At 72.3% G+C, this 19,543-nt stretch carries 17 protein-coding genes; 6 read left to right on the top strand and 11 right to left on the bottom strand.

Annotated features, from left to right (window positions below; all coding sequences use genetic code 11):
* Nucleotides 1–13 precede the first annotated feature (13 nt).
* Nucleotides 14–1,390: an NAD(P)/FAD-dependent oxidoreductase gene (locus SM447_RS15720; protein WP_474573529.1), complete on the top strand. Its 1,377-nt coding sequence runs from the start codon at nucleotides 14–16 to the stop codon at nucleotides 1,388–1,390.
* A 112-nt stretch (nucleotides 1,391–1,502) separates the two neighbouring features.
* Here SM447_RS15720 and SM447_RS15715 read toward each other — a convergent pair whose 3' ends face one another.
* The gene (locus tag SM447_RS15715; RefSeq protein ID WP_474573528.1) at nucleotides 1,503–1,880 is read right to left on the bottom strand and encodes a DUF3499 domain-containing protein; all 378 of its coding nucleotides are present in this window, start codon (nucleotides 1,878–1,880) and stop codon (nucleotides 1,503–1,505) included.
* A gap of 152 nt (nucleotides 1,881–2,032) precedes the next feature.
* On the opposite strand from SM447_RS15715, the gene SM447_RS15710 reads away from it, so the two are divergent.
* Nucleotides 2,033–2,482, top strand: a complete 450-nt coding sequence (locus tag SM447_RS15710) for a metallopeptidase family protein (protein WP_099847483.1) — start codon at nucleotides 2,033–2,035, stop codon at nucleotides 2,480–2,482.
* Between the two features lie 57 nt (nucleotides 2,483–2,539).
* Here the strand turns inward: SM447_RS15710 and SM447_RS15705 are convergent, their stop codons facing one another.
* From SM447_RS15705 to SM447_RS15680, 6 genes are all read right to left on the bottom strand, one after another.
* Entirely contained in the window at nucleotides 2,540–2,797 is a 258-nt protein-coding gene (locus SM447_RS15705; protein ID WP_013731688.1) for a WhiB family transcriptional regulator, read from the bottom strand.
* 473 nt (nucleotides 2,798–3,270) lie between these two features.
* Nucleotides 3,271–3,621, bottom strand: a complete 351-nt coding sequence (locus SM447_RS15700) for a phospholipase (RefSeq protein ID WP_474573527.1) — start codon at nucleotides 3,619–3,621, stop codon at nucleotides 3,271–3,273.
* A 15-nt stretch (nucleotides 3,622–3,636) separates the two neighbouring features.
* Nucleotides 3,637–5,031: a DUF4331 domain-containing protein gene (locus SM447_RS15695; protein ID WP_474573526.1), complete on the bottom strand. Its 1,395-nt coding sequence runs from the start codon at nucleotides 5,029–5,031 to the stop codon at nucleotides 3,637–3,639.
* Between the two features lie 229 nt (nucleotides 5,032–5,260).
* Nucleotides 5,261–5,545 (bottom strand): hypothetical protein, encoded by a 285-nt coding sequence (locus tag SM447_RS15690; RefSeq protein ID WP_474573525.1) that lies wholly within the window; start codon nucleotides 5,543–5,545, stop codon nucleotides 5,261–5,263.
* Between the two features lie 156 nt (nucleotides 5,546–5,701).
* Complete coding sequence (locus tag SM447_RS15685) at nucleotides 5,702–8,278, bottom strand: bifunctional FO biosynthesis protein CofGH (RefSeq protein WP_474573524.1); 2,577 nt, start codon at nucleotides 8,276–8,278, stop codon at nucleotides 5,702–5,704.
* 110 nt (nucleotides 8,279–8,388) lie between these two features.
* Complete coding sequence (locus tag SM447_RS15680; protein ID WP_474573523.1) at nucleotides 8,389–9,507, bottom strand: hypothetical protein; 1,119 nt, start codon at nucleotides 9,505–9,507, stop codon at nucleotides 8,389–8,391.
* A gap of 97 nt (nucleotides 9,508–9,604) precedes the next feature.
* Between SM447_RS15680 and cofD the strand changes: the two genes are divergently transcribed.
* Together cofD and SM447_RS15670 are read left to right on the top strand one after the other, a co-directional pair.
* Nucleotides 9,605–10,570: a 2-phospho-L-lactate transferase gene (gene cofD, locus SM447_RS15675; protein ID WP_474573522.1), complete on the top strand. Its 966-nt coding sequence runs from the start codon at nucleotides 9,605–9,607 to the stop codon at nucleotides 10,568–10,570.
* Nucleotides 10,567–11,655 (top strand): coenzyme F420-0:L-glutamate ligase, encoded by a 1,089-nt coding sequence (locus SM447_RS15670; RefSeq protein WP_474573521.1) that lies wholly within the window; start codon nucleotides 10,567–10,569, stop codon nucleotides 11,653–11,655. Before cofD ends, SM447_RS15670 begins: the two co-directional genes overlap by 4 nt.
* Before the next feature lie 124 nt (nucleotides 11,656–11,779).
* On the opposite strand, the gene SM447_RS15665 is transcribed toward SM447_RS15670, so the two are convergent.
* Nucleotides 11,780–12,766: an ArsR/SmtB family transcription factor gene (locus SM447_RS15665; protein ID WP_474573520.1), complete on the bottom strand. Its 987-nt coding sequence runs from the start codon at nucleotides 12,764–12,766 to the stop codon at nucleotides 11,780–11,782.
* 354 nt (nucleotides 12,767–13,120) lie between these two features.
* On the opposite strand from SM447_RS15665, the gene SM447_RS15660 reads away from it, so the two are divergent.
* On the top strand, nucleotides 13,121–13,720 hold the full coding sequence (locus SM447_RS15660) for an NUDIX hydrolase (protein ID WP_474573605.1): 600 nt from the start codon (nucleotides 13,121–13,123) through the stop codon (nucleotides 13,718–13,720).
* Here SM447_RS15660 and SM447_RS15655 read toward each other — a convergent pair.
* Nucleotides 13,689–14,780: a mannose-1-phosphate guanylyltransferase gene (locus tag SM447_RS15655; protein ID WP_474573519.1), complete on the bottom strand. Its 1,092-nt coding sequence runs from the start codon at nucleotides 14,778–14,780 to the stop codon at nucleotides 13,689–13,691. The genes SM447_RS15660 and SM447_RS15655 overlap by 32 nt on opposite strands.
* A 48-nt stretch (nucleotides 14,781–14,828) precedes the next feature.
* Complete coding sequence (locus SM447_RS15650) at nucleotides 14,829–15,974, bottom strand: glycosyltransferase family 4 protein (RefSeq protein ID WP_474573518.1); 1,146 nt, start codon at nucleotides 15,972–15,974, stop codon at nucleotides 14,829–14,831.
* 150 nt (nucleotides 15,975–16,124) lie between these two features.
* On the opposite strand from SM447_RS15650, the gene SM447_RS15645 reads away from it, so the two are divergent.
* Nucleotides 16,125–16,814 (top strand): TIGR03089 family protein, encoded by a 690-nt coding sequence (locus SM447_RS15645; protein WP_474573517.1) that lies wholly within the window; start codon nucleotides 16,125–16,127, stop codon nucleotides 16,812–16,814.
* 656 nt (nucleotides 16,815–17,470) lie between these two features.
* Here SM447_RS15645 and SM447_RS15640 read toward each other — a convergent pair.
* Complete coding sequence (locus SM447_RS15640; RefSeq protein WP_474573516.1) at nucleotides 17,471–19,453, bottom strand: acetoacetate--CoA ligase; 1,983 nt, start codon at nucleotides 19,451–19,453, stop codon at nucleotides 17,471–17,473.
* Between the last annotated feature and the right edge of the window lie 90 nt (nucleotides 19,454–19,543).

The following is a 19,543-nucleotide window of genomic DNA, read 5'->3' as shown; positions in this document are numbered from 1 at the left end:
TCTGGAGCAGACCGTGCGTTACGAGGACCTGTCCTACTGGCTGTCCAGCGTGGACGAGCCCCTCACACCACGCACCGCGTTGGCGGGGGACACCGCCGCCGACGTGGTGATCGTGGGTGCCGGCTACACCGGGTTGTGGACGGCGTACTACCTGGCCCGCGCCGACCCGACACTGCGGATCGTCGTGCTGGAGCGGCAGGTGGCCGGCTTCGGGGCGTCCGGCCGCAACGGCGGATGGTGCTCCGCGCTGCTGCCGACCTCGCTGACCGCGCTGGCCCGCCGGCACGGCCGGGACGCCGCCGTCGCCATGCAGCGCGCCATGCACGACACGGTGCGCGAGGTCGGCCGGGTGGTCGCGGCCGAGGGCATCGACTGCCACTGGGCGTACGGCGGAACGGTGGTGCTCGCCCGCAGCGGACCGCAACTGGACCGGGCCCGTGCGGCGGTGGCGGAGGCACGGGAGTTCGGTTTCGGCCCGGACGACCTCGACCTGATCGGTCCGGACGAGGCCACGAGCCGCTGCGCCGCCGAGGGGGTGCTCGCCGCCACGTACACGCCGCACTGCGCGGCGGTGCACCCGGCCCGGCTGGCGCGCCGCCTGGCTCACGTGGTCGAACGGCTCGGCGTGCGCATCCATGAGCGGACCCCGGTCACCGAGATCCGGCCCGGCACGGCGGTCACCCCGGCCGGCACGGTCAACGCCCCGGTTGTGGTCCGCGCGACCGAGGGATACACCCAGGGCCTGCCCGGTCACCGACGTGCCATCGCGCCGATCTACTCGCTGATGGTGGCCACCGCCCCGCTGCCGACGGAGACCTGGGAGCGGATCGGGCTCGCCGAGCGGGAGACCTTCTCGGACCACCGGCACGTCATCATCTACGGCCAGCGCACCGCCGACGGCCGGCTCGCCTTCGGCGGACGGGGTGCGCCGTACCATTTCGGCTCACGGGTCCGACCCGACTTCGACCGGGAGCCACGGGTCTTCGCGGCACTGCGGCGTACGCTCGGCGAACTCTTTCCGGCGCTCGGCCCGGACGTACCGGTGACTCACACCTGGGGCGGGCCGCTCGGGGTGGCGCGCGACTGGTCGGCCTCGGTCGGCTACGACCGGGCCACCGGGCTGGCCTGGGCCGGCGGATACGTCGGCGACGGCGTCAGCACGAGCAACCTGGCCGGGCGTACGCTGGCCGACCTGATCCGGGGCGAGCACACCGACCTGACCCGCCTCCCCTGGGTCAACCACCGCTCCCCACGCTGGGAGCCGGAACCCCTGCGCTGGCTCGCGATCAACGCCGGCCTCCAGATCATGTCCTCCGCGGACGTCGCCGAACGCCGCACCAACCGCCCCGCCCGCCGAGCCACCACCTTCTCCCACCTCCTAGGCCACTAACCCACCCCACCCACTCCGTTGATCATGAGGTTGACGGCGATGTTGATCTCCAAAGCTGCCGCCAAACTCATGATCAACGCGGAGGCCGGGGCCGGAGGGCTTGGGGAGGGGGTCAGTGGGTGGGGGGGATTACGCGGAGGTGGCCGCGGCGGGAGGTGGGGGACGCGGCGGGGGGTGTGGAGGGGTTGTTCTGCTCGTCCTGGGGTGGGCGAGGGGCGGGACGGGCCGCTTCGCGGACCGCCTCGGCGAGGGCCACCAGGTCGTCGGTGGTGGGTGGCGGCGGCTCGAACTCGCCCTCGTGCCGTACCACCTCCCAGCCTCGGGGGGCGGTGAGGCTGCGCGCGTGCGGCTCGCAGAGGTCGTACGTGTGCGGCTCGGCGAAGGCGGCCAGCGGGCCCACCACGGCGGTCGACTCGTTGTAGACATAGGTCAGCGTGGCGACCGCTTGCCGGGGGCAGCCGTTGCGGGAGCAGCGCCGTGGTGACCTCACCGGCGCAGGGTATCTCCATTACCGGCTTCGGCGCACCGCTTCGCGTTACGACACGCCCGTCTTGGTGATCACATTTCTCGTCCGGAGCCGCAACGCGCCACGTGGTCGACGCTGACCCGGCTCGGGCGGAACCGGAAGCTACTCTTTGGCTCATGACGAGCCCGGAGAACCGCCGCCCCGGCACCGGCCGGCGGACGCACCGCGACCGGCACGGCCGCGGCCTGCGCGGGCGCCTGGTGCCGGCCACCGTGCCGCTGGCCCGAACCAAGGCGGAGATCTTCGACGATCTGGTGCTCGACACCGTCGAGACCCTGGAGCGTCGGTTCGCCAAGGAACTCGCCGGAGTGGAGTTCGCCGTCGAGGACGTCCCGCCCGACCTGAACGTCTACGACTCAGACGTCCTGGAGGATGGCGAGGTGCCGCTGGCCCGGCTGCTGCCCGGCCGGCCGGGCCGCCAGGAGGTGCCGCCACGGATCGTGCTGTACCGGCGTCCGCTTGAGTTCCGGGCCATGGACCGGGAGGATCTCGCCGACCTGGTCCACGACGTCATCATCGAGCAGGTGGCGAACCTGCTCGGGGTCGACCCGGACGAGCTGGCCTGAGCCAGACAGCCGCCCGGACGGGTGGGACGGCCCCCAACCGTCCCGCCCCACGTCTGTTCAGGCCGCCCGGCGCTTGAGCTTGCGCCGCTCCCGTTCGGAGAGCCCGCCCCAGATCCCGAACCGCTCGTCGTGGCCGAGAGCGTATTCGAGGCATTCCGTCTTGACCTCGCACCGCGAGCAGATGCGCTTCGCCTCGCGGGTTGAGCCGCCCTTCTCGGGAAAGAACGCCTCCGGGTCGGTCTGCGAGCACAGAGCCCGCTCCTGCCACTCCGGCGCGTTTCCGAGCAGGTCGGCCGCCTCGAGCTGGCCGTCCATTCAGTTGCCTCCTTGTCGCGCACCGGCGTCGTCGCCGCTGCAACCCCCCACGCGAAAGGCGTGCTTTTGTCCGTACGGTCCCGTTTTCATCCGTTCCGTGCGAACAACCCCATTCAAATTACACGCGTGTAATGCGTGCGCCGTCAAGCCAAACTTGATAATGGAGTCGCCCTCCCGACACGCATCCCGGACGGCCACCCGGACCACCCGGTCTCGCCCTGCCCTATCGATTCAGACCCCGGACGAGTAACGCCCTCCCCGGCGAGTTGCCCGAGTTTTCTCCCGTGGCGCGCGGAGCGCCACGGGTGTGATCGAGCTTCGCGCCGTCGCCCGGAAAGCCACCCACCAAGATCCGTTGATCTTGATCCGCAAGGTTATCCCGACTTCGCCAACCCCGCCCGTCGAGCGGGTGGACAACGACCGCGTCCCGCCCACAATGTGGACGGGACGCGGTCGGTGGAGACTCCGGCGGTTCAGTCGGTCGATGCCGGTACGCTGGTCGGCAGGGCGAATTCGGCGACGACGCCACCGGTCACGGTGACCGCTCCGGCGGGTGTGTCACTGTCCCACCAGACGGTATAGACGCCGGCCGGAAGGTCCGGATAGACGGCACTGTGGAACGTACCGTCCCGGACCCGACGTTCGCGCACGGCGGAGTGCGTACGTGGCTCATCGTCCCGGTCGACCCGGCTCACCTCGATCTCTCGACCGAGCAGTTGCCGTCCGGTGTAGATGATCAAGGCACCGGTGTCGCCACCGAGGTCGAGGACGACCGTCCCGGTTCCCGATGGACCGTACGTGTGCGAGTGTTCATGTCCGGTCATCTCACCCACCCCCGCTCAGGACTCCGCCGACGGATTGTTGAACCCGTCGTAGGGCGTACCGAGGAAGGGGAAGTTCCGCAGGAACGGCGCGGTCACGTCCGCGGCGCTCAAGCCCGGCGTGACCGCCGCGGCCGCCGCGTCCGGTTGGAACTTCCGGTCCACCAGCGGCACGGTCAACCCGGCCACGGCCCGCAGCGCGATGGTCACCACGTCGTCGGCCACCCGCCGGCCGTTCGGGAAGCCCGCCAGGTCGCCGCCGAGCACACCGAACCGGTTCGGCCGACGGGCCGGCGGGATCGCCGTGTTCAGCCGCAGCATGTCCGCCTGGACGTCCCCGGTGTTGTTGCTGAAGCCGTCGATGAGTCCCTCGGGGATGCCGGTGAGCAGAATGGCGACCAGGTCCGCCCGGGCCTTCTTCGACCTGTTCAGCTTGTCCAGGTTGGGGAAGACGTCCGGGTACAGCACCGGCAGCAGGGCGGCCAGTTCCGGCCGCTCGACGAACTGGGCGAACCGCTTGTCCTCGGACGGCGGCAGGGTGTTCCACAGGTCCTTCTGCGCCATCGGCACGATGACCTCGTTGAACAACGGGTTGCCCAACCTGGACACCTGCGTGAACGGTCCGGCGTTGGTGTCGGCGGCCACCCGGTCACCGAGTACCCGCACCTGGCGGCGGGACGCCGAGGTCCACACCCCGATGACCGAGGCGGGCTCCTGCCAGTGGTACCGGTCGGCCCGGCGGCGGACCCGACCCAGCGGCACCTGCAACGCCAGGCTGTGCACGTTCAACCGGTCGGTGGCGTTGACCGGCTCACCGGCCTCCTTGAAGATCTTCTTTCCGGCGACGTGCAGCTGCTGGAACGGTCGCAGCGTACCGAGGTCGAAGATCGCGCCGAGGTCCACGAAGAACCCGTCCGCGCGCTGCCCGGCGAACACCCGCTCGCCGGTGGAGAGCTTGAACGTGGCTTGTCGGACCAGCTCGGCGTACTTCGGAGTGGACAGTGGCCCCACGTTGCACGGCGGGCAGGGCAGCTTGCGTGCCAGCCGCTCCTCCTTGCCGCCGACGATCCGGGTCAGGCTGTAGAACTGCCGCCGGTTCCAGTTCTCGCTGTCCAGCGAATCGATCGGGCCGGTGTTGTAGAGAAAGCTGTTCGGGTTCGTGATCTCGGTGGTGAATTCGAAACGGTAGGTGACGTCCGGCCGCCCGTCACCGTCGTTGTCGATGTGGATCTCATACCGCACGTCGTCGCCGAACTCGAAGAAGTTCGGCCCACCGGAAGGCAACTGCAACGGTACGTAGTTGGCGATCAGGGTCACCGTGTCGGGACGATCCGGGGTGACGAAGGCGTACAGATCGGATGAATCGGCGACCGGATCCTTGGCGATCTCCGGTGCCTCGCGGTGTGAAGACATGACGGACCCACCTCACTGGGCGAAAGAGTCAATCGGGATGGCCGGCCGGACATCGAGGCCCGTGCCGGGGGTGCCGGGGCTGCCGGCTACGTCGGACCGGCGGAAGGCTCAGCGCCGACGGCGGGACCGGACGTGCCGGGCGGCGGGCCAGCACCCGCGCGGGGCGATGCCCACGGCGACGGCGGGCGGGGCGGCCGCTGTGGCGGCGCAGACTCGGGTGGGCACGGGCTCAGCGCCGGGCTGCGGCGCGGCGCAGCCGGTCCGCCAGGCCACGGTCACGCACCTCGATGCGGGACTCGCCGACGAAGACGTCCATGGTGCCGGACCGGGCGTCCCGCAGGTGCACGACGATCGTCTCGTCGGCGCCGGCCGCGGCACGCTCGTCGCCGTCGCCAGCGAGGGACAGCCCCGGCACCGCGAGCGCGGCGGCCCCGAGGGTGGCGCTGGCCGCGGCGGTGATTGTCTGCCGGCGGGTCAGTCTCGGCCAGCGCCGCTTACGCTTCTCAGTGATCATGGCCAACCTTTCCGGCGGCGGCGCGCACGCGTCCGCGTTGACGGACGGGGGTCACGACAGACCACGCCGGCCCCCGTGCAGGGGTGCCGGCGGCGGTCCTCGCCGTGCCGCCGCCGGCATCGACAGGTACGTCCGGCGGCGGACGAAGGTTCGACCCTAGGCCACGATGTGACCGTACGCAGTCGTACGCCTACGCGCCGGCCGGCCGGCCGCCGCCGCGATGGCCCGCAACTGCTCCTCGGTACGCGCCGACCCGTTGCCGGATCCCGCCATCCGCGAAATGGTCTCCTCCATCAGCGTGCCGCCCAGGTCGTTGCAGCCACTGCGCAGCATCTCCGCCGTACCGGCGTCGCCAAGCTTCACCCAGGAGCACTGGATGTTGTCGATCCGGCCGTGCAGCAGCACCCGCGCCATCGCGTGCACCACCCGGTTCTCCCGCCAGGTCGGCCCGGGCCGGGCGATGCCGGCCAGGTAGATCGGGGCGTTGGTGTGCACGAACGGCAGCGCCACGAACTCGGTGAACCCACCGGTGCGGTCCTGCACCCCGGCCAGTACCCGGAAGTGCGCCAGCCAGTGCGCGGGATGGTCGACGTGTCCGTACATCATCGTCGAGCTGGACCTGATGCCCAGCTCGTGGGCCGTGCTGACCACCTCGACCCAGGCGGCGGCCGGCAGCTTGCCCTTGGTGAGCACCCAGCGCACCTCGTCGTCGAGGATCTCCGCCGCCGTGCCCGGGATGGTGTCCAGTCCCGCCTCGCGCAGCCCGGCCAGCCACTCCTTCACCGGGACGCCGGCCTTGGCCGCGGCGGTGACGATCTCCATCGGGGAGAAGGCGTGCACGTGCATCTCCGGTACCCGGGCCTTGATCGCCCGGACCAGGTCGGCGTAGATCGTCACCGGCAGCTTCGGGTCGATGCCGCCCTGGATGCAGACCTCGCCGGCACCGGCGTCCCACGCCTCCTGCGCCCGGTCGGCGACCTGCTCCACCGACAGCCGGTACGCGTCGGCATCCCGCTCCCGCTGGGCGAACGCACAGAACCGGCAGCCCACGTAGCAGACGTTGGAGAAGTTGATGTTGCGATTGACCACGTAGGTGACGTCGTCGCCGACGGCGGCCCGGCGCAGGTCGTCGGCGGTGCGGCACAGCTCGTCCAGGGCCGGCCCGTCCGCGCCGAACAGCGCCAGTGCGGCATCGGTGTGCCGGGGCTCCAGCAGCGCCGCCGGATTCCCGGCGGCCAACCGCAACCCGGCCCGCAGCTCGGCGTCGCCGGAACCGGCGGTGACCTGTCGACCGGCACCGGCCCGCCGGCCCGCCTCCGGCGCCGGGGAGTCGCCGGTGCCCCGCGCCGGCGGCACGGCCGCCTTCGCGGCAACCTCCGCCCAGTCGCCGTACACGTGGTCGAAGTCGCCCCGCCGATCGTCCGTACGCCCGGTGGTGTCGATGGTGGCGTGCAGGTCGGTACGCCCGCCGAAGGTCTCGTCGGGCTCCTGCCACGGCCGGCCCACCGGTCGGGCCGCCTCGACCGCCAGCCCGGTCGTCGGATCGGCCAGCGCGGTCACGTGCGGCAGCAGTCGGGCGTCCAGCCAGGGCTCGCCGGCCTGGACGTACTCCGGGTAGACGGTCAGCCGCTCCCGGAGGGTGAACCCGGCCGCGGCGGTACGCGCCGCCAGTTCGTCGAGCTGCGGCCAGGGACGCTCCGGGTTGACATGGTCCGGAGTCACCGGTGAGACGCCGCCCCAGTCGTCGATGCCGGCCCGCAACAGCAGGTCGTACTCGCCGGCGATCAGATTCGGCGGCGCCTGGATGCGGGCCTTGGGGCCCAGCAGTACCCGGGCCACCGCCACGGTGGCGGCGAGGTCGTGCAGCTCGGCGTCGGGCATCCCGCGCATCGCCGTGTCCGGCTTCGCCCGGAAGTTCTGCACGATCACCTCCTGGAGGTGGCCGTACTCCCGCTGGGCGCGCCGCATCGCGAAGATCGCGTCGACCCGCTCGGTCAGGGTCTCGCCGATGCCGATCAGGATGCCCGTGGTGAACGGAACGCCGACCCGTCCGGCGTCGTCGAGCACCCGCAACCGCACCGCCGGTTCCTTGTCCGGGGAGCCGTAGTGCGGGCCACCCGGCTCGGACCACAACCGGGTGGCGGTGGTCTCCAGCATCATGCCCATGCTCGGCGCCACCGGCTTGAGCCGCTGCAACTCCGCCCAGGAGAGGACACCCGGGTTCAGGTGCGGTAGCAGCCCCGTCTCCTCCAGCACCGCCACCGCGCAGGCACGCAGATAGTCCACGGTGGAGGCGTAGCCGCGCTCGTCCAACCACTGCCGGGCGGCCGGCCAGCGCTCCTCCGGCCGGTCGCCGAGGGTGAACAGCGCCTCCTTGCAGCCCTGCGCCGCACCGGCCCGAGCGATGGCGAGCACCTCGTCGCGGTCGAGGAAGGCCGCCGGCAGCCGGTGCGGCACCGTGGCGAACGTGCAGTAGTGGCAGCGGTCCCGGCAGAGCCGGGTCAGTGGGATGAAGACCTTCTTCGAGTAGGTCACCACGCCGGGCCGGCCGGCGTCGCGCAGTCCCGCGTCGCGGATCGAACCGGCGATGCCGAGCAACTCCTCCAGGGCCGCGCCCCGGGCGGTCAGCAGGGTCGACGCCTCGTCGACGTCGAGCGCCCGCCCGGTGGCGGCCCGGCGCAGCGCCCGCCGTACGCCCCCGTCGCCCGGCCCGCGCTCGCTCTGATCAACCATCCGCTCAGCCTATGCGCTGCCGTCCGGTCCGGCCCCCGCCCGTGGGCAACCGCACGTGCCCTGACGACGGCGAACCTCGTCGGACCCGGTCGGCGTGACGGTGCGGCCGCTCAGCGGGGCTGATCGCCCGGGTCGATCCGCTGGGTGCGGTCGGCGTCCGCGTCATCCGAACGCGGGATCGCCTGGGTCGGCTCGGCACCCTGGTGCGGGATCGCCTGGGTCGGCTCGGCGCCCCGGTGCTGGACGCCCTCGGTCGGCTCGGCGCCCTGGCGCGGAACGCTCTCGGTCGGCTCGGCGCCCTGGCGCGGGATGGTCTGGGTCGGGTCGGCCGAGGGCGGCTGCCCGAACGGTGGTGCGGCCGGCGAGGACGGCGCGGCCGACTGCGGCGGCACCGCTGGCTGACCGTGCGGCGGCCACGTGTGCGGGGACTCCGGTGGCCCACCGGCGGTGGGTGCCTGACCGGCCACCGGCCAGCCCTGCTGGCCCTGCTGGCCGTGGGTCGCGCCGCCGGTCGGGTAACCGCCGGTCTGACCTGCGCCGGGCTGAGGTGCCTGCCCGCCTGGGTGACCGGTGCCGGGGTGGCCGCCCGGATAGCCGCCGGGCCGATCGGCACCCGACCAGCCGCCCGCCGGCGGCCAGCCGCCACCCTGCTGACCGGGCTGACCACCGAACTGACCCGGACCGCCCGGCTGCGGCCAGCCCGGCTGCGGCGTGCCGTACAGGCCGGGCTCGGGCTTGGGCCTGGGTACGTGGTAGAGCCGCTGCCACACGCTCCACACCACGTACGCGGCCGCCGCGAACAGCGCCACCCAGGCCGCCCGGGTGAGCAGACCGGTCATGGCGTCGAACAACTGCGCCTCGGCCAGCCGACCGACCACCCAGATCAGCAGGGTGAGACCGCCGAGCACGGCACTGACCGCGTACTCGATCAACGCCACCTGCGTGATCAGCTTCGCCCGTGCGACGGTCGGCGCGACGTGCGTGGCCAGCAGCACCGCCAGCACCGGCAGGACGACCGCCTCAAGGCCGATGAAGGCGAAGAACGAGCTGGCGGCACGCCCGGTCACCGTGCTGTAGGCGCCCTGCGGAGTCAGCAGCCGGATCAGCCCCACGAAGAGGAAGACGGCGTTCGCGCCCAGGAGCACGAGAGCGACGAGTTCACGCAGCGGCCCGGTCACCTGTCGGGCCGGGGTCGGGTCGGTGGGCGGGGGCTCGGCGGGGCTGGTCACGAACTCTCCCTGGGGCGAAAGCGGACAGATGCCGACGTGAGCCTAGTCTCCCGGGGCACCTGGCCGGCGGAGGCGTCACGTAGGCGAGGATGGGCGGATGCGCATCGTGGTTCTGACCGGCGGAATCGGCGGTGCCCGGTTCCTGCTCGGGGTGCGGGCGTACGCCCGCGAGGTGGGCGCCGAGGTGACCGCCGTGGTCAACGTCGGCGACGACCTGCGGCTGCACGGGCTCCGGATCTGCCCGGATCTGGACAGCGTGCTCTACACCCTCGGCGGCGGGGCCGACCCGCAGCGGGGTTGGGGGCGCGTCGACGAGAGCTGGACGGTCCGGGACGAGCTGGCCGCGTACGGTGCCGAGCCGAGCTGGTTCGGGCTGGGCGACCGGGACATCGCCACCCATCTGGTCCGCACCACCATGCTGGACGCCGGCTATCCGCTGCACCAGGTCACCGAGGCGCTGGCGACACGTTGGCAGCCCGGCGTACGCCTGCTGCCGGCGACCGACGACCGCCTGGAGACGCACGCGATCGTGAGCGACGCCGACGCCGACGCTGTCGACGGCGGCCAGCGGGCGATCCACTTCCAGGAATGGTGGGTCCGCCACCGGGCGGAGATACCGACCCACCGGTTCGTCTTCGTCGGCGCGGAGTCGGCGAAGCCGGCACCCGGCGTCACCGAGGCGATCACCGGCGCCGACGTGGTGCTCGTGGCACCGAGCAACCCGGTGGTCAGCATCGCGCCGATCCTGGCGGTGCCGGGCCTGCGTGCGGCGGTGACGGACGGTCCCGCCCCGGTGGTGGGCGTCTCGCCGATCATCGGCGGCGCGCCGGTGCGGGGCATGGCCGACCGCTGCCTGGCGGTCGTCGGCGTGGAGTGCACCGCCGCTGGGGTCGGCGGGCTGTACGGGAGCCGGGCCGCGGGTGGCCTGCTCGACGGCTGGTTGGTGGCCGAGGAGGACGCGGGCACGCTGGTGCCGGACGTGACGGTCCGCGCGGTGCCGCTGCGGATGACCGACGAGGCGGCGACGGCGGCGATGGTCCGCGCCGCGGTGGAGTTGACGTGAGACTGGAGATCCTGCCGGTGCCCGGCATCGGTCACGTGACCGAGGGTGACGACCTGGCGGCCCTGATCGGCGGCGCGGCACCCTGGCTGCGCGACGGGGACGTGCTGGTGGTGACCAGCAAGATCGTCTCCAAGGCGGAGGGACGGCTGGTCGACGTGCCGGCCGACGGCCCGGACCGGCAGGCCGCCCGGGACGAGGTGCTGGCGGCGGAGACGGTACGGGTGGTGGCCTCTCGCGGCACGACCCGGATCGTGCAGACCCGCCACGGCTTCGTGATGGCCTCCGCCGGAATCGACGCCTCCAACGTCGACAAGACCCGGCTGGTGCTGCTGCCGGAGGACCCGGACGCCTCGGCCCGCGCGCTGCGCGCCGGTCTGCGTGCCCGGTACGGCGTTGACGTCGCGGTCATCGTCAGCGACACCATGGGCCGGCCCTGGCGCAACGGGCTGACCGACGTTGCTCTCGGCGTCGCCGGGATGGACGCCATCCGCGATCACCGGGGCGAGGTCGACCCGTACGGCAACGAACTGGTGCTGACCCAGATGGCGGTGGTCGACGAGTTGGCCGCGGCCGGCGAACTGATCAAGGGCAAGTGCGACCAGATGCCGGTGGCGGTGATCCGTGGCTACCTGACGCCGCCGCTGCCGGATGACGGCGACGGTGCCCGCGTCCTGGTCCGGGACGCTTCGATGGACCTGTTCTCACTCGGCACCGCCGAGGCGACGGCGGCCGGTTTCGCGGCCGCCGCAACCGTGCCGGACCACCCGGGTGACGTCCCGGCCGACCCGGTCACCGTGGACCGGGCGATCGCCTCGGTCACCGGCGTGATCGCGCCCGGCACCGTCTTCACCCCGGTCGCGGACGATGACGTACGCGCCGCGCTGGTCGCCACCGTGCCCGGCTGGCCGGCCCGCGCCACGGGTCTGGTGCTCTGCTCCCCGCCCACCCCCGTGGGTCCGGTCCAGTTGGTCCGGTTCGGCGCGGACGTGCAGCGCCTGCGCACCGCCCTCGCGGCGCAGGGCGTCTCCACCCAACTGCTCCCCCCACCCAGCGGCACCACCGCCGCCGCCACCCTCGCCCTCTGACCCCCTCCCCCTCCCTTTACCCCCGTTGATCATGAAGTTGTTGTCGCCGGCAAGCGCTCTCCCGGGCGTCAACTTCATGATCAACGGGGCGAGGGTGGGTGGGGTGGGGCGAGGGTGGGTGGGGTTAGGGGTTGAGGACGGCGCGGCCCAGGGGGGTGAGGGTGTGCAGGACGGTGTTGCGGTCGCGGTGGCTGACCAGCAGTCCCGCGTTGCGCAGCACGGTGGTGTGCTGGCTGGCCGCCGCCGGTGAGATGTGCAGCCGACGCGCCAGTTCGCCGGTGGTACAGCCGTCGTCACTGGCCGCCAGGACCGCCGCGCGGGTACGGCCGAGCAACGCGCTCAGCGCCTCCCGGCCCGCGCCGCCCGCACCGGCGTCCGTGCTCAGCCCGCCCAGCTTGTCGACCGGATAGACCAGCACCGGTGGTAGTTCCGGGTCGAGCAGTGCGACCGGTGTGTTCGCGCAGAAGAACGACGGCACCAGCAGTAGCCCCCGTCCCTGCAGGTGCAGCTCCCGGCTGCGCGGATACGCGGGGATCTCCAGTACGCCGGATTCCCAGCGCAGGCCCGGCCGCAGCGTGGTCAGCAGCCCTTCGATGCCGCCGTCGAGCATCGCCCGGGCACGACGGGCACGATCGGCCTCCACCGCGCCCTGCACCCGAGCCCAGTAGGGGCCGAGGGCCAGCTCCCGGTAGCGGTCCATCGTCTCGGTCAGCTGGTTCAGGGCGTCCGGCTCGCCCCGCGCGATGGCGGCCGCCCCGGCGGGCAGACTCCGGTTGTCGGCGAGCAGGGCCAGGTCGCGTTTCAGCAGCGCGACGGGGGTACGCCGCAGGGCCTCCATCCCCGCCTCGAAGCCGTGCACGCTCTCGTACGGGGTGAGGAAGTCCGGAAAGTAACCCCGGGGCGGATTCAACGTGGACAGCAGCCGCAGCGCGTCGGGGTCGACGTGTCGACGCAGCCCGCGCGAGACCTCGCGGCGCCAGTTGGCCAGCAACGGGTCACGACTGTGCCCGGGCAGCAGGTGCAGGCTCAGCACCACTTCCCAGACGGGATCAGCCGCCGGAGCCACCCGGGTCCGGAGGATGTCCTCGCCGGAGAAATGGATCTTCAGCATGGGACTCTCCCATCGCCCGGCTGAGGGGGGCACCCGGCGACCTTGGAACTCTACCCAGCCCGTCGACCTCGGGTAGTTAAGCCTCAGCTGAAAGACCTCGACGCCCGTCGCGTGGATCCGCCATGCTTCCCGTGCTCCAGGGGCGACCCGCGTCGCACGCGTCCCGCCCGCTGGGCCGCCGGAGGGAGGGCGGCACCCTACGAGGGTCTGCGGCTCAGTTTTCCGCAGGGGGTGCCGCCCACCCTCCTCGGCCCGGCTTCGACGCATCTCCACAGCTCCGGCCGACCGAGCCGCGTACCGGGCAGAACCGTACGCTGGCACGGACGAAAGGAGCGGCCGTTGTCGACGCCCCGGATGGTGGACGGATCCCCGCGTGACGACGCGAGTGACTGGACGGAGTTGCACGCCGACGCGACGGCGGTGCTGGCCGACTGGACACCGACCAGCTCGGACGCGGCCGGTGCCCGGAACCGCACCCTCGACCTGCTGAGCGCCGGGCCGATCGCGATGCGCCGGGAGCACCGGGCCGGTCACGTCACCGCCAGCGCGTTGGTGTTCGACGCGACCGGCACCCAGGTGCTGCTCTGCCTGCACGGGAAGTTCCACAAGTGGGTGCAGCTGGGTGGGCACTGCGAGCCCGGTGACCGGACGCTGGCCGGGGCGGCGCTGCGCGAGGCCACCGAGGAGTCGGGCATCACCGGACTGCGGATCGACCCGACGCCGATCGACGTCGATGTGCACCCGGTCGGCTGTCAGGGCGGGTCGCTGCACCACGACGTCCGCTTCGCGGTGTTCGCCCCGACCGGCGCGACGGAACGGGTCAGCGCGGAGTCCGAGGCGCTCGGCTGGTTCCCACCGGAGCGCCTACCCGACCCGCTGGCCGGCGGCACGGCCCGGCTCGTCGCACCGGGCCTGGCCGCCTTCAGACGAGCTTGTCCTCACCCCGCCTCTTGAGCTCGTCCACGATCGACTTGACGTCCTGAGCGCGGTCACGCGGGCAGACCAGCAACGCGTCCGCGGTGTCGACCACGATCAGGTCCCGTACGCCGACGGCGGCCATCAGCCGACCCGACTGCGGCACCACCACCATGCCGCTGCTGTCGCGCAGCAGCACCTCGGTCTTGGCGTCACCGGCGAGCACCACGTTTCCGTCGCTGTCCGCCGGCAGCACCTCGCCGAGGGTGTGGAAGTCGCCCACGTCGTTCCACCGGAAGTCACCGGGTACGGTCGCCACCCGGCCGGCCGCGGCCGCGCCCTCCATCACCGCGTAGTCCACCGAGATCTTCGTCAACGTCGGCCAGACCGCGCCGAGCACGTCGTCCTGGTCGTCGGAGCCCCACGCGGCGGCGATCGCGGTTACCCCGGTGTGCAGGTCAGGCTGCTGACGCGCCAGCTCGGCGAGGAACGCCGACACCCGCCAGACGAACATGCCGGCGTTCCAGAGGTAGTGGCCCGACCGTAGGTACGTCTCGGCCACCTCGGCGCTCGGCTTCTCCTTGAACTCGACCACCGGGCGCATCGGGCCGCCGTCGACGGGTTCGCCGGTGCGCAGGTACCCGTAACCGGTCTCGGGCCGGGTCGGGGTGATCCCGACCGTCATCAGCAGTCCCTGCTCCGCGCCCCGGACCGCCTCCCGGACGGTGTCCACCCACCGCTGCGGATCTCCGATCAGATGATCGGCGGCGAAGGAGCCCATCACGGCGTCCGGGTCGCGTACCGCGATCACCGCCGCGGCCAGCGCGATGGCGGCGCAGGAATCCCGGGGCGACGGCTCGACCAGGATGTTCTCCTCCGGCAGACCGGTCAGTTGCCGGGCCACGGCCGCGGCGTGCGCGGCCCCGGTGACCACCATGGTGCGCTCGGGGGTGGTCAGCGGCCCCAGCCGCTCCACCGTCGCCTGGAGCAACGAGGAGGAGGTACCGGTGAACGGGTGGAGGAATTTGGGATGGCCGGCGCGGGACAGCGGCCACAACCTTGTGCCGCTGCCACCGGCCGGAATGACGACATAGATCACCAGGACATCATGCCCGAACCGCCCCGACCGGGGGCCTGGGTTGCCCGCTCAGCCCCGCGCCCTGGTCCACGCCGCGATGTGCACCTCGGCGCTGGACTCCCAGGTGAATTCCTTGGCCCGGTCGAAGCCGGCCTTGGCCAGCGACAACCGGCGCGGCTCGTCGTCGAGCAACGCGGCCAGGTCGGCGGCGATCTGATCCGGATCCTCGCTGGTGTACGCCACCGCGTCGCCGCCGACCTCGGGCAGCGAGAGCCGGGGCGTGGTGAGCACCGGGGCGGCGCACGCCATCGCCTCCAGGATCGGCAGCCCGAACCCCTCCCCGTACGAGGGGTACGCGGCCACCAGCGCCCCACCGAGGAAACCGGGCAGGTCGGCGTAGCGCAGGTAGCCGGGGCGCAGCAGCCGCAGGTGGGAGGGCACCTCGGCCACCGCGCGGTCGATGTCGTCGTCGTGCCCCTGCCCGCCGGCCACCACCAGCGCGGGCGGGTCCTCCCGGTCGGCGACCGCGCGTGCCCAGCCACGGATCAGGTTCGGCACGTTCTTCCGGGGCTCCTTCGCGCCGAGGAACGCCACGTAGCTGCTGCCGCCGAGCCCCAGGCGGGCGCGTACCCGGGCCTTCTCCTCGTCACCGGGCGCGTGGAAGGCGTCGTGGTCCACGCCGTGGTACGCCACGTCGATCCGGGTCGGGTCGGCGTCCAGCAACCGGATCAGCTCGTCGCGGGTGGCCTTGCTGGGCACGATCACCCGGTTGGCGCGCCGCAGCGAGGTCTTGATCGCGCTGCGGAAGAACGTGCGGCGAGACTTGTCGTAGTGCTCCGGCTCGGTGAAGAACGTCGCGTCGTGCACCGTCACCGTGACCGGACAGCCGGCCCGCAGCGGGCAGGTGTAGAAGGGTGAGTGCAGAACCTCCGCGCCGACCTGCTGGGCCAGCAGAGGCAGGCCGGTCTGCTCCCAGGCGAGCCGGGCCGGCCGGTGGGCGACCGCCGCCGGCGCCGGAATGATCTCCGCACCGGGCAGCTTCCGGCGGTAGCGCTCGAGATCCGTGCGGAGGCTCACCACCACCAGATCCACCGCCGATCCGCACACCTTGCCGAGGGCACCGAGCAGACCGTCGACGTATCTACCGACGCCGCCGCGATCGGCGGGGACACTCGTGGCGTCGATGAGCACGCGGGGCGGGCGACCGGCGGTCACGGGGCGACTCCTTGCGATGGCGAGACTGTGGGGAACGACACTCCGGCAAGCCTACGCCGGAGCCTGGTGCGGACGCTGACTGCGACCCGACGGTACGCCGACTTGTCGCTGCCATCGAGTACGGCCGGCAGGCGCGTATCGTTCGCGCCGATGGCCGACAACATTGCCCGGGTCTTCGCCGACGCGATCGCGACCGACCCGAACCGCCCGCTGCTGACCTGGTACGACGACGCGACCGGCGAACGCACCGAACTTTCCGGCGCGACGCTGGCGAACTGGGTGGCCAAGACAGCCAACCTGCTCGTCGACGAACTGGCCCTCGGGGCGGGGGGCACCGCGGCCGTGCTGCTGCCGCCGCACTGGCAGACCGCTGCGGTGCTGCTCGGCTGCTGGTCGGCCGGGCTGACCGTGGCCGAGCGGCCGGGTGAGGTGGACGTGCTCTTCGCCGTCGCCGACCGGGCCGCCGAGGCCGATGCCTGGTCGGCGGGCGACCGGTACGCTCTCGCGCTGCACCCGTTCGCGCTGCCGCTGCGGGAGGTCCCGGCCGGCTTCGCCGACTACGTCACCGAGGTACGCGTCCACGGTGACCACTTCCGGGCGTACCCGCCGGGCGGGCCCGACCACGTCGCGCTGCGCGCCCGGGCCACCACCCGCGCCGCCGAGCTCGGCATCTCCGCGGGCGACCGCCTCCTCGTGGACGTCGACCGGCACCCGGACCCGCTCGACTGGCTGCTGGCCCCGCTCAGCGTCGGTGCCACCCTGGTCCTCTGTGCCCACCCCGACCCGGCCCTCCTGCCCGACCGTCGATCGACGGAGAAGGTCACCCGAGCCCTGACCTGACCCGCCTGGCCTGACGCGGCTGACCGGACCCGCCTGACCTGACCCGACGACCTGAGGCGGCCGACCTGAGCCGCGCCGGCGGACCGCACCGCGCGGACCGCACCGGACAGGCCGGACACCGGACACGCCGGGCAGCCGGGCAGGCCGGGCAGCCGGGCAGGCCGGGCAGCCGGGCAGGCCGGGCAGCCGGGCAGGCCGGGCAGCCGGGCAGGCCGGGCAGCCGGGCAGGCCGCACCGGCAGGCAGGCCAGCAGCCAGGCCAGGCGGGCCGTTACCCGGGACGGCGACCGCGAATCGCGACGGCACGCGCGTCGCCTAACTCTTAGTGACGCTCACTAACCGTCAACCCGCTGCCGCTGACAGACGTGCTCCTCTCCACGCTTTGCTCTGCTTCAACCGACGCACAACTGGCTGACCTGTGACGACGCGGCCCGCGTCGCAGGAGCACTCGGGCAGCGGAAGGTGCGGAGAGTAACTGTTGCGTGGGTTGAAGCAGAGCAAAGGATGTGAAGGTTGGTTGGTGGGCGAGCGGTGACAGCACGGTGAGTGAAGACAGGTCCCAGTTCGTGTGGCGGGTTGGGGTTGGGGACGTGTGGGTGGCGGCGGGTTGGGGGCGGGGTCGGGTCAGGCGGCCGGGTATCCGGGGCGAGGGTCGGGTCAGGCGGTTGGGTTGTCCGGGGCGCGGTGTTGGGCGAGGGTGGCGAAGGCGGTCAGGGACTCGGGGTTGGCCAGGGCACCCTTGGCGGCGGCCTGGTCGACCGGGGTTCCGGTGAGGATCTTCTTGACCGGAACCTCGAGCTTCTTCGCCGACAGGGTGCGCGGCACCGCGCGGACCTGGTGGATCTCGTCGGGGACGTGCCGGGGTGACAACGCGGTGCGCAGCTCACGACAGATGGTGCGGCGCAGGTCGTCGTCCAGCGTGATCCCCTCGGCGAGCACCACGAACAGCAGCAGCTCACCGGCGCCGCCCTCGTCGTCCTCCAGGTGCACCACCACCGAGTCGACGACCTCGTCCAGCCCCTCCACCACGGAGTAGAACTCGGCGGTGCCGAGGCGTACGCCGCCCCGGTTCAGGGTGGCGTCGGAGCGGCCGGTGATGACACATCCGCCCCGCGAGTTGATGGTGATCCAGTCACCGTGCCGCCACACTCCGGGGTACACGTCGAAGTACGCCTCCCGATAGCGGGTGCCGTCCGGGTCGTTCCAGAAGCCCACGGGCATGCTGGGCATCGGTTCAGTGATCACCAACTCGCCCAGCTCACCCACGACCGGGGTGCCGTCCGGCGAGCGAGCCTCCACCTTGGCGCCCAACGCCCGGCAGGTGATCTCACCGGCGTGCACCGGCAGCAGCGGCACGCCACCCACGAAGCCGGTGCAGACGTCGGTGCCGCCGGACAGCGACTGGAGCTGAAGGTCGCCGCCTACCGAGTCGTACACCCAGGTGAATCCCTCGGCGGGCAGTGGCGCGCCGGTGGAGCCGAGGCCGCGCAGCGCCGAGAGGTCGGCGAGTTCGCGTGGCACCAGCCCGGCCTTGCGGCAGGCCAGCAGGAACGGCGCGGAGGTGCCGAAGTACGTGGTGCCGGTCTGCTCGGCCAGCCGCCACAGCGCGCCGAGGTCGGGGTGGCCGGGATTGCCGTCGAAGAGCACGATCGTCGCGCCCACCGCTGGCCCGGAGACCAGGAAATTCCACATCATCCAGCCGGTGGTGGTGAACCAGAAGAACCGGTCCGACGGCCCCAGGTCGTGATGCAGGGCGAGCATCTTCAGGTGCTCCAGCAGGATGCCGCCGTGCCCGTGCACGATGGGCTTGGGTAGCCCCGTGGTGCCGGAGGAGTAGAGCACGTACAGCGGATGGTCGAACGGCACCGGGGTGAAGCTCAGCGGCTCGTCGGTCGCGGCCGCCAGCTCCGCCCAGGCCATCGCTCCTTCGGGAGCCTGCCCGTCGGGATCGAGGTAGGGAATCGAGACGGTGTGCCGCAGCGACGGCAGCGCGGCCCGGATCGCCGCCACCTCGGCGCGTCGGTCGACCGGCTTGTCGCCGTAGCGGTAGCCGTCGACGGCCACCAGGATCTTCGGCTCGATCTGCTGCCAGCGGTCGGTGACGCTGCGGGTGCCGAACTCCGGCGCGCAGGACGAGAAGATGGCACCGAGGCTGGTGGTGGCCAGCATCAGCACGTACGTCTCGGGGATGTTTGGCGCGTACGCGGCCACCCGGTCGCCGGTGGTGACGCCGAGCCGGCGCAGTCCGGCGGCGACCCGCCGGACCTGCTCGCGCAGTTGCCCGGCGGTGAGGGTCACCGGCGGCCGGGTCTGCCCGTGTGCCACGACCACCGGCTCGTCGTCGGCCCGGCCCGGCATCCGCAGCACGTTCTCGGCGTAGTTCAGGGTGGCGCCGGGGAACCACCGCGTGCCCGGCATGCCCCGGTCGGCCAGGGTGGCGGTCGGCGGAGTGTGCGCGACGACGCCGAAGTGGTCCCAGATCGACCGCCAGAAGGCGTCCAGGTCGGTGACCGACCATCGCCACAGCTCGTCGTAATCGGCGAACGTCAGCCCCCGGTGCTCGGCGAGCCAACGCAGGTAGGCCCCGATCCGTGACCGCTGGAGCACGTCCGCCGGTGGCGTCCACAGCACGTCCGTCACTGGTCAACTCCTCCCCTGGCCCGGCACGACGCTGTGCGGTGGGCCGTGGCGCCATCTTGCCCTACCTGGCAGCGCCATTCTCCGCACCCG

The organism is Micromonospora aridisoli, assembly GCF_056150025.1.
The sequence above is the reverse complement of the archived record's forward strand: the minus strand, read 5'-3'. Positions and strand labels throughout refer to the sequence as shown.

Excerpts from the sequence above, each read along its gene's own strand:
- SM447_RS15660 (WP_474573605.1), top strand. The coding sequence starts at position 13,121 with ATGGTGGACGGATCCCCGCGTGACGACGCGAGTGACTGGACGGAGTTG.
- SM447_RS15665 (WP_474573520.1), bottom strand. The coding sequence starts at position 12,766 with ATGCTGAAGATCCATTTCTCCGGCGAGGACATCCTCCGGACCCGGGTG.
- SM447_RS15710 (WP_099847483.1), top strand. The coding sequence starts at position 2,033 with ATGACGAGCCCGGAGAACCGCCGCCCCGGCACCGGCCGGCGGACGCAC.
- SM447_RS15685 (WP_474573524.1), bottom strand. The coding sequence starts at position 8,278 with ATGGTTGATCAGAGCGAGCGCGGGCCGGGCGACGGGGGCGTACGGCGG.
- SM447_RS15690 (WP_474573525.1), bottom strand. The coding sequence starts at position 5,545 with ATGATCACTGAGAAGCGTAAGCGGCGCTGGCCGAGACTGACCCGCCGG.
- SM447_RS15695 (WP_474573526.1), bottom strand. The coding sequence starts at position 5,031 with ATGTCTTCACACCGCGAGGCACCGGAGATCGCCAAGGATCCGGTCGCC.
- SM447_RS15645 (WP_474573517.1), top strand. The coding sequence starts at position 16,125 with ATGGCCGACAACATTGCCCGGGTCTTCGCCGACGCGATCGCGACCGAC.
- SM447_RS15705 (WP_013731688.1), bottom strand. The coding sequence starts at position 2,797 with ATGGACGGCCAGCTCGAGGCGGCCGACCTGCTCGGAAACGCGCCGGAG.
- cofD (WP_474573522.1), top strand. The coding sequence starts at position 9,605 with ATGCGCATCGTGGTTCTGACCGGCGGAATCGGCGGTGCCCGGTTCCTG.
- SM447_RS15700 (WP_474573527.1), bottom strand. The coding sequence starts at position 3,621 with ATGACCGGACATGAACACTCGCACACGTACGGTCCATCGGGAACCGGG.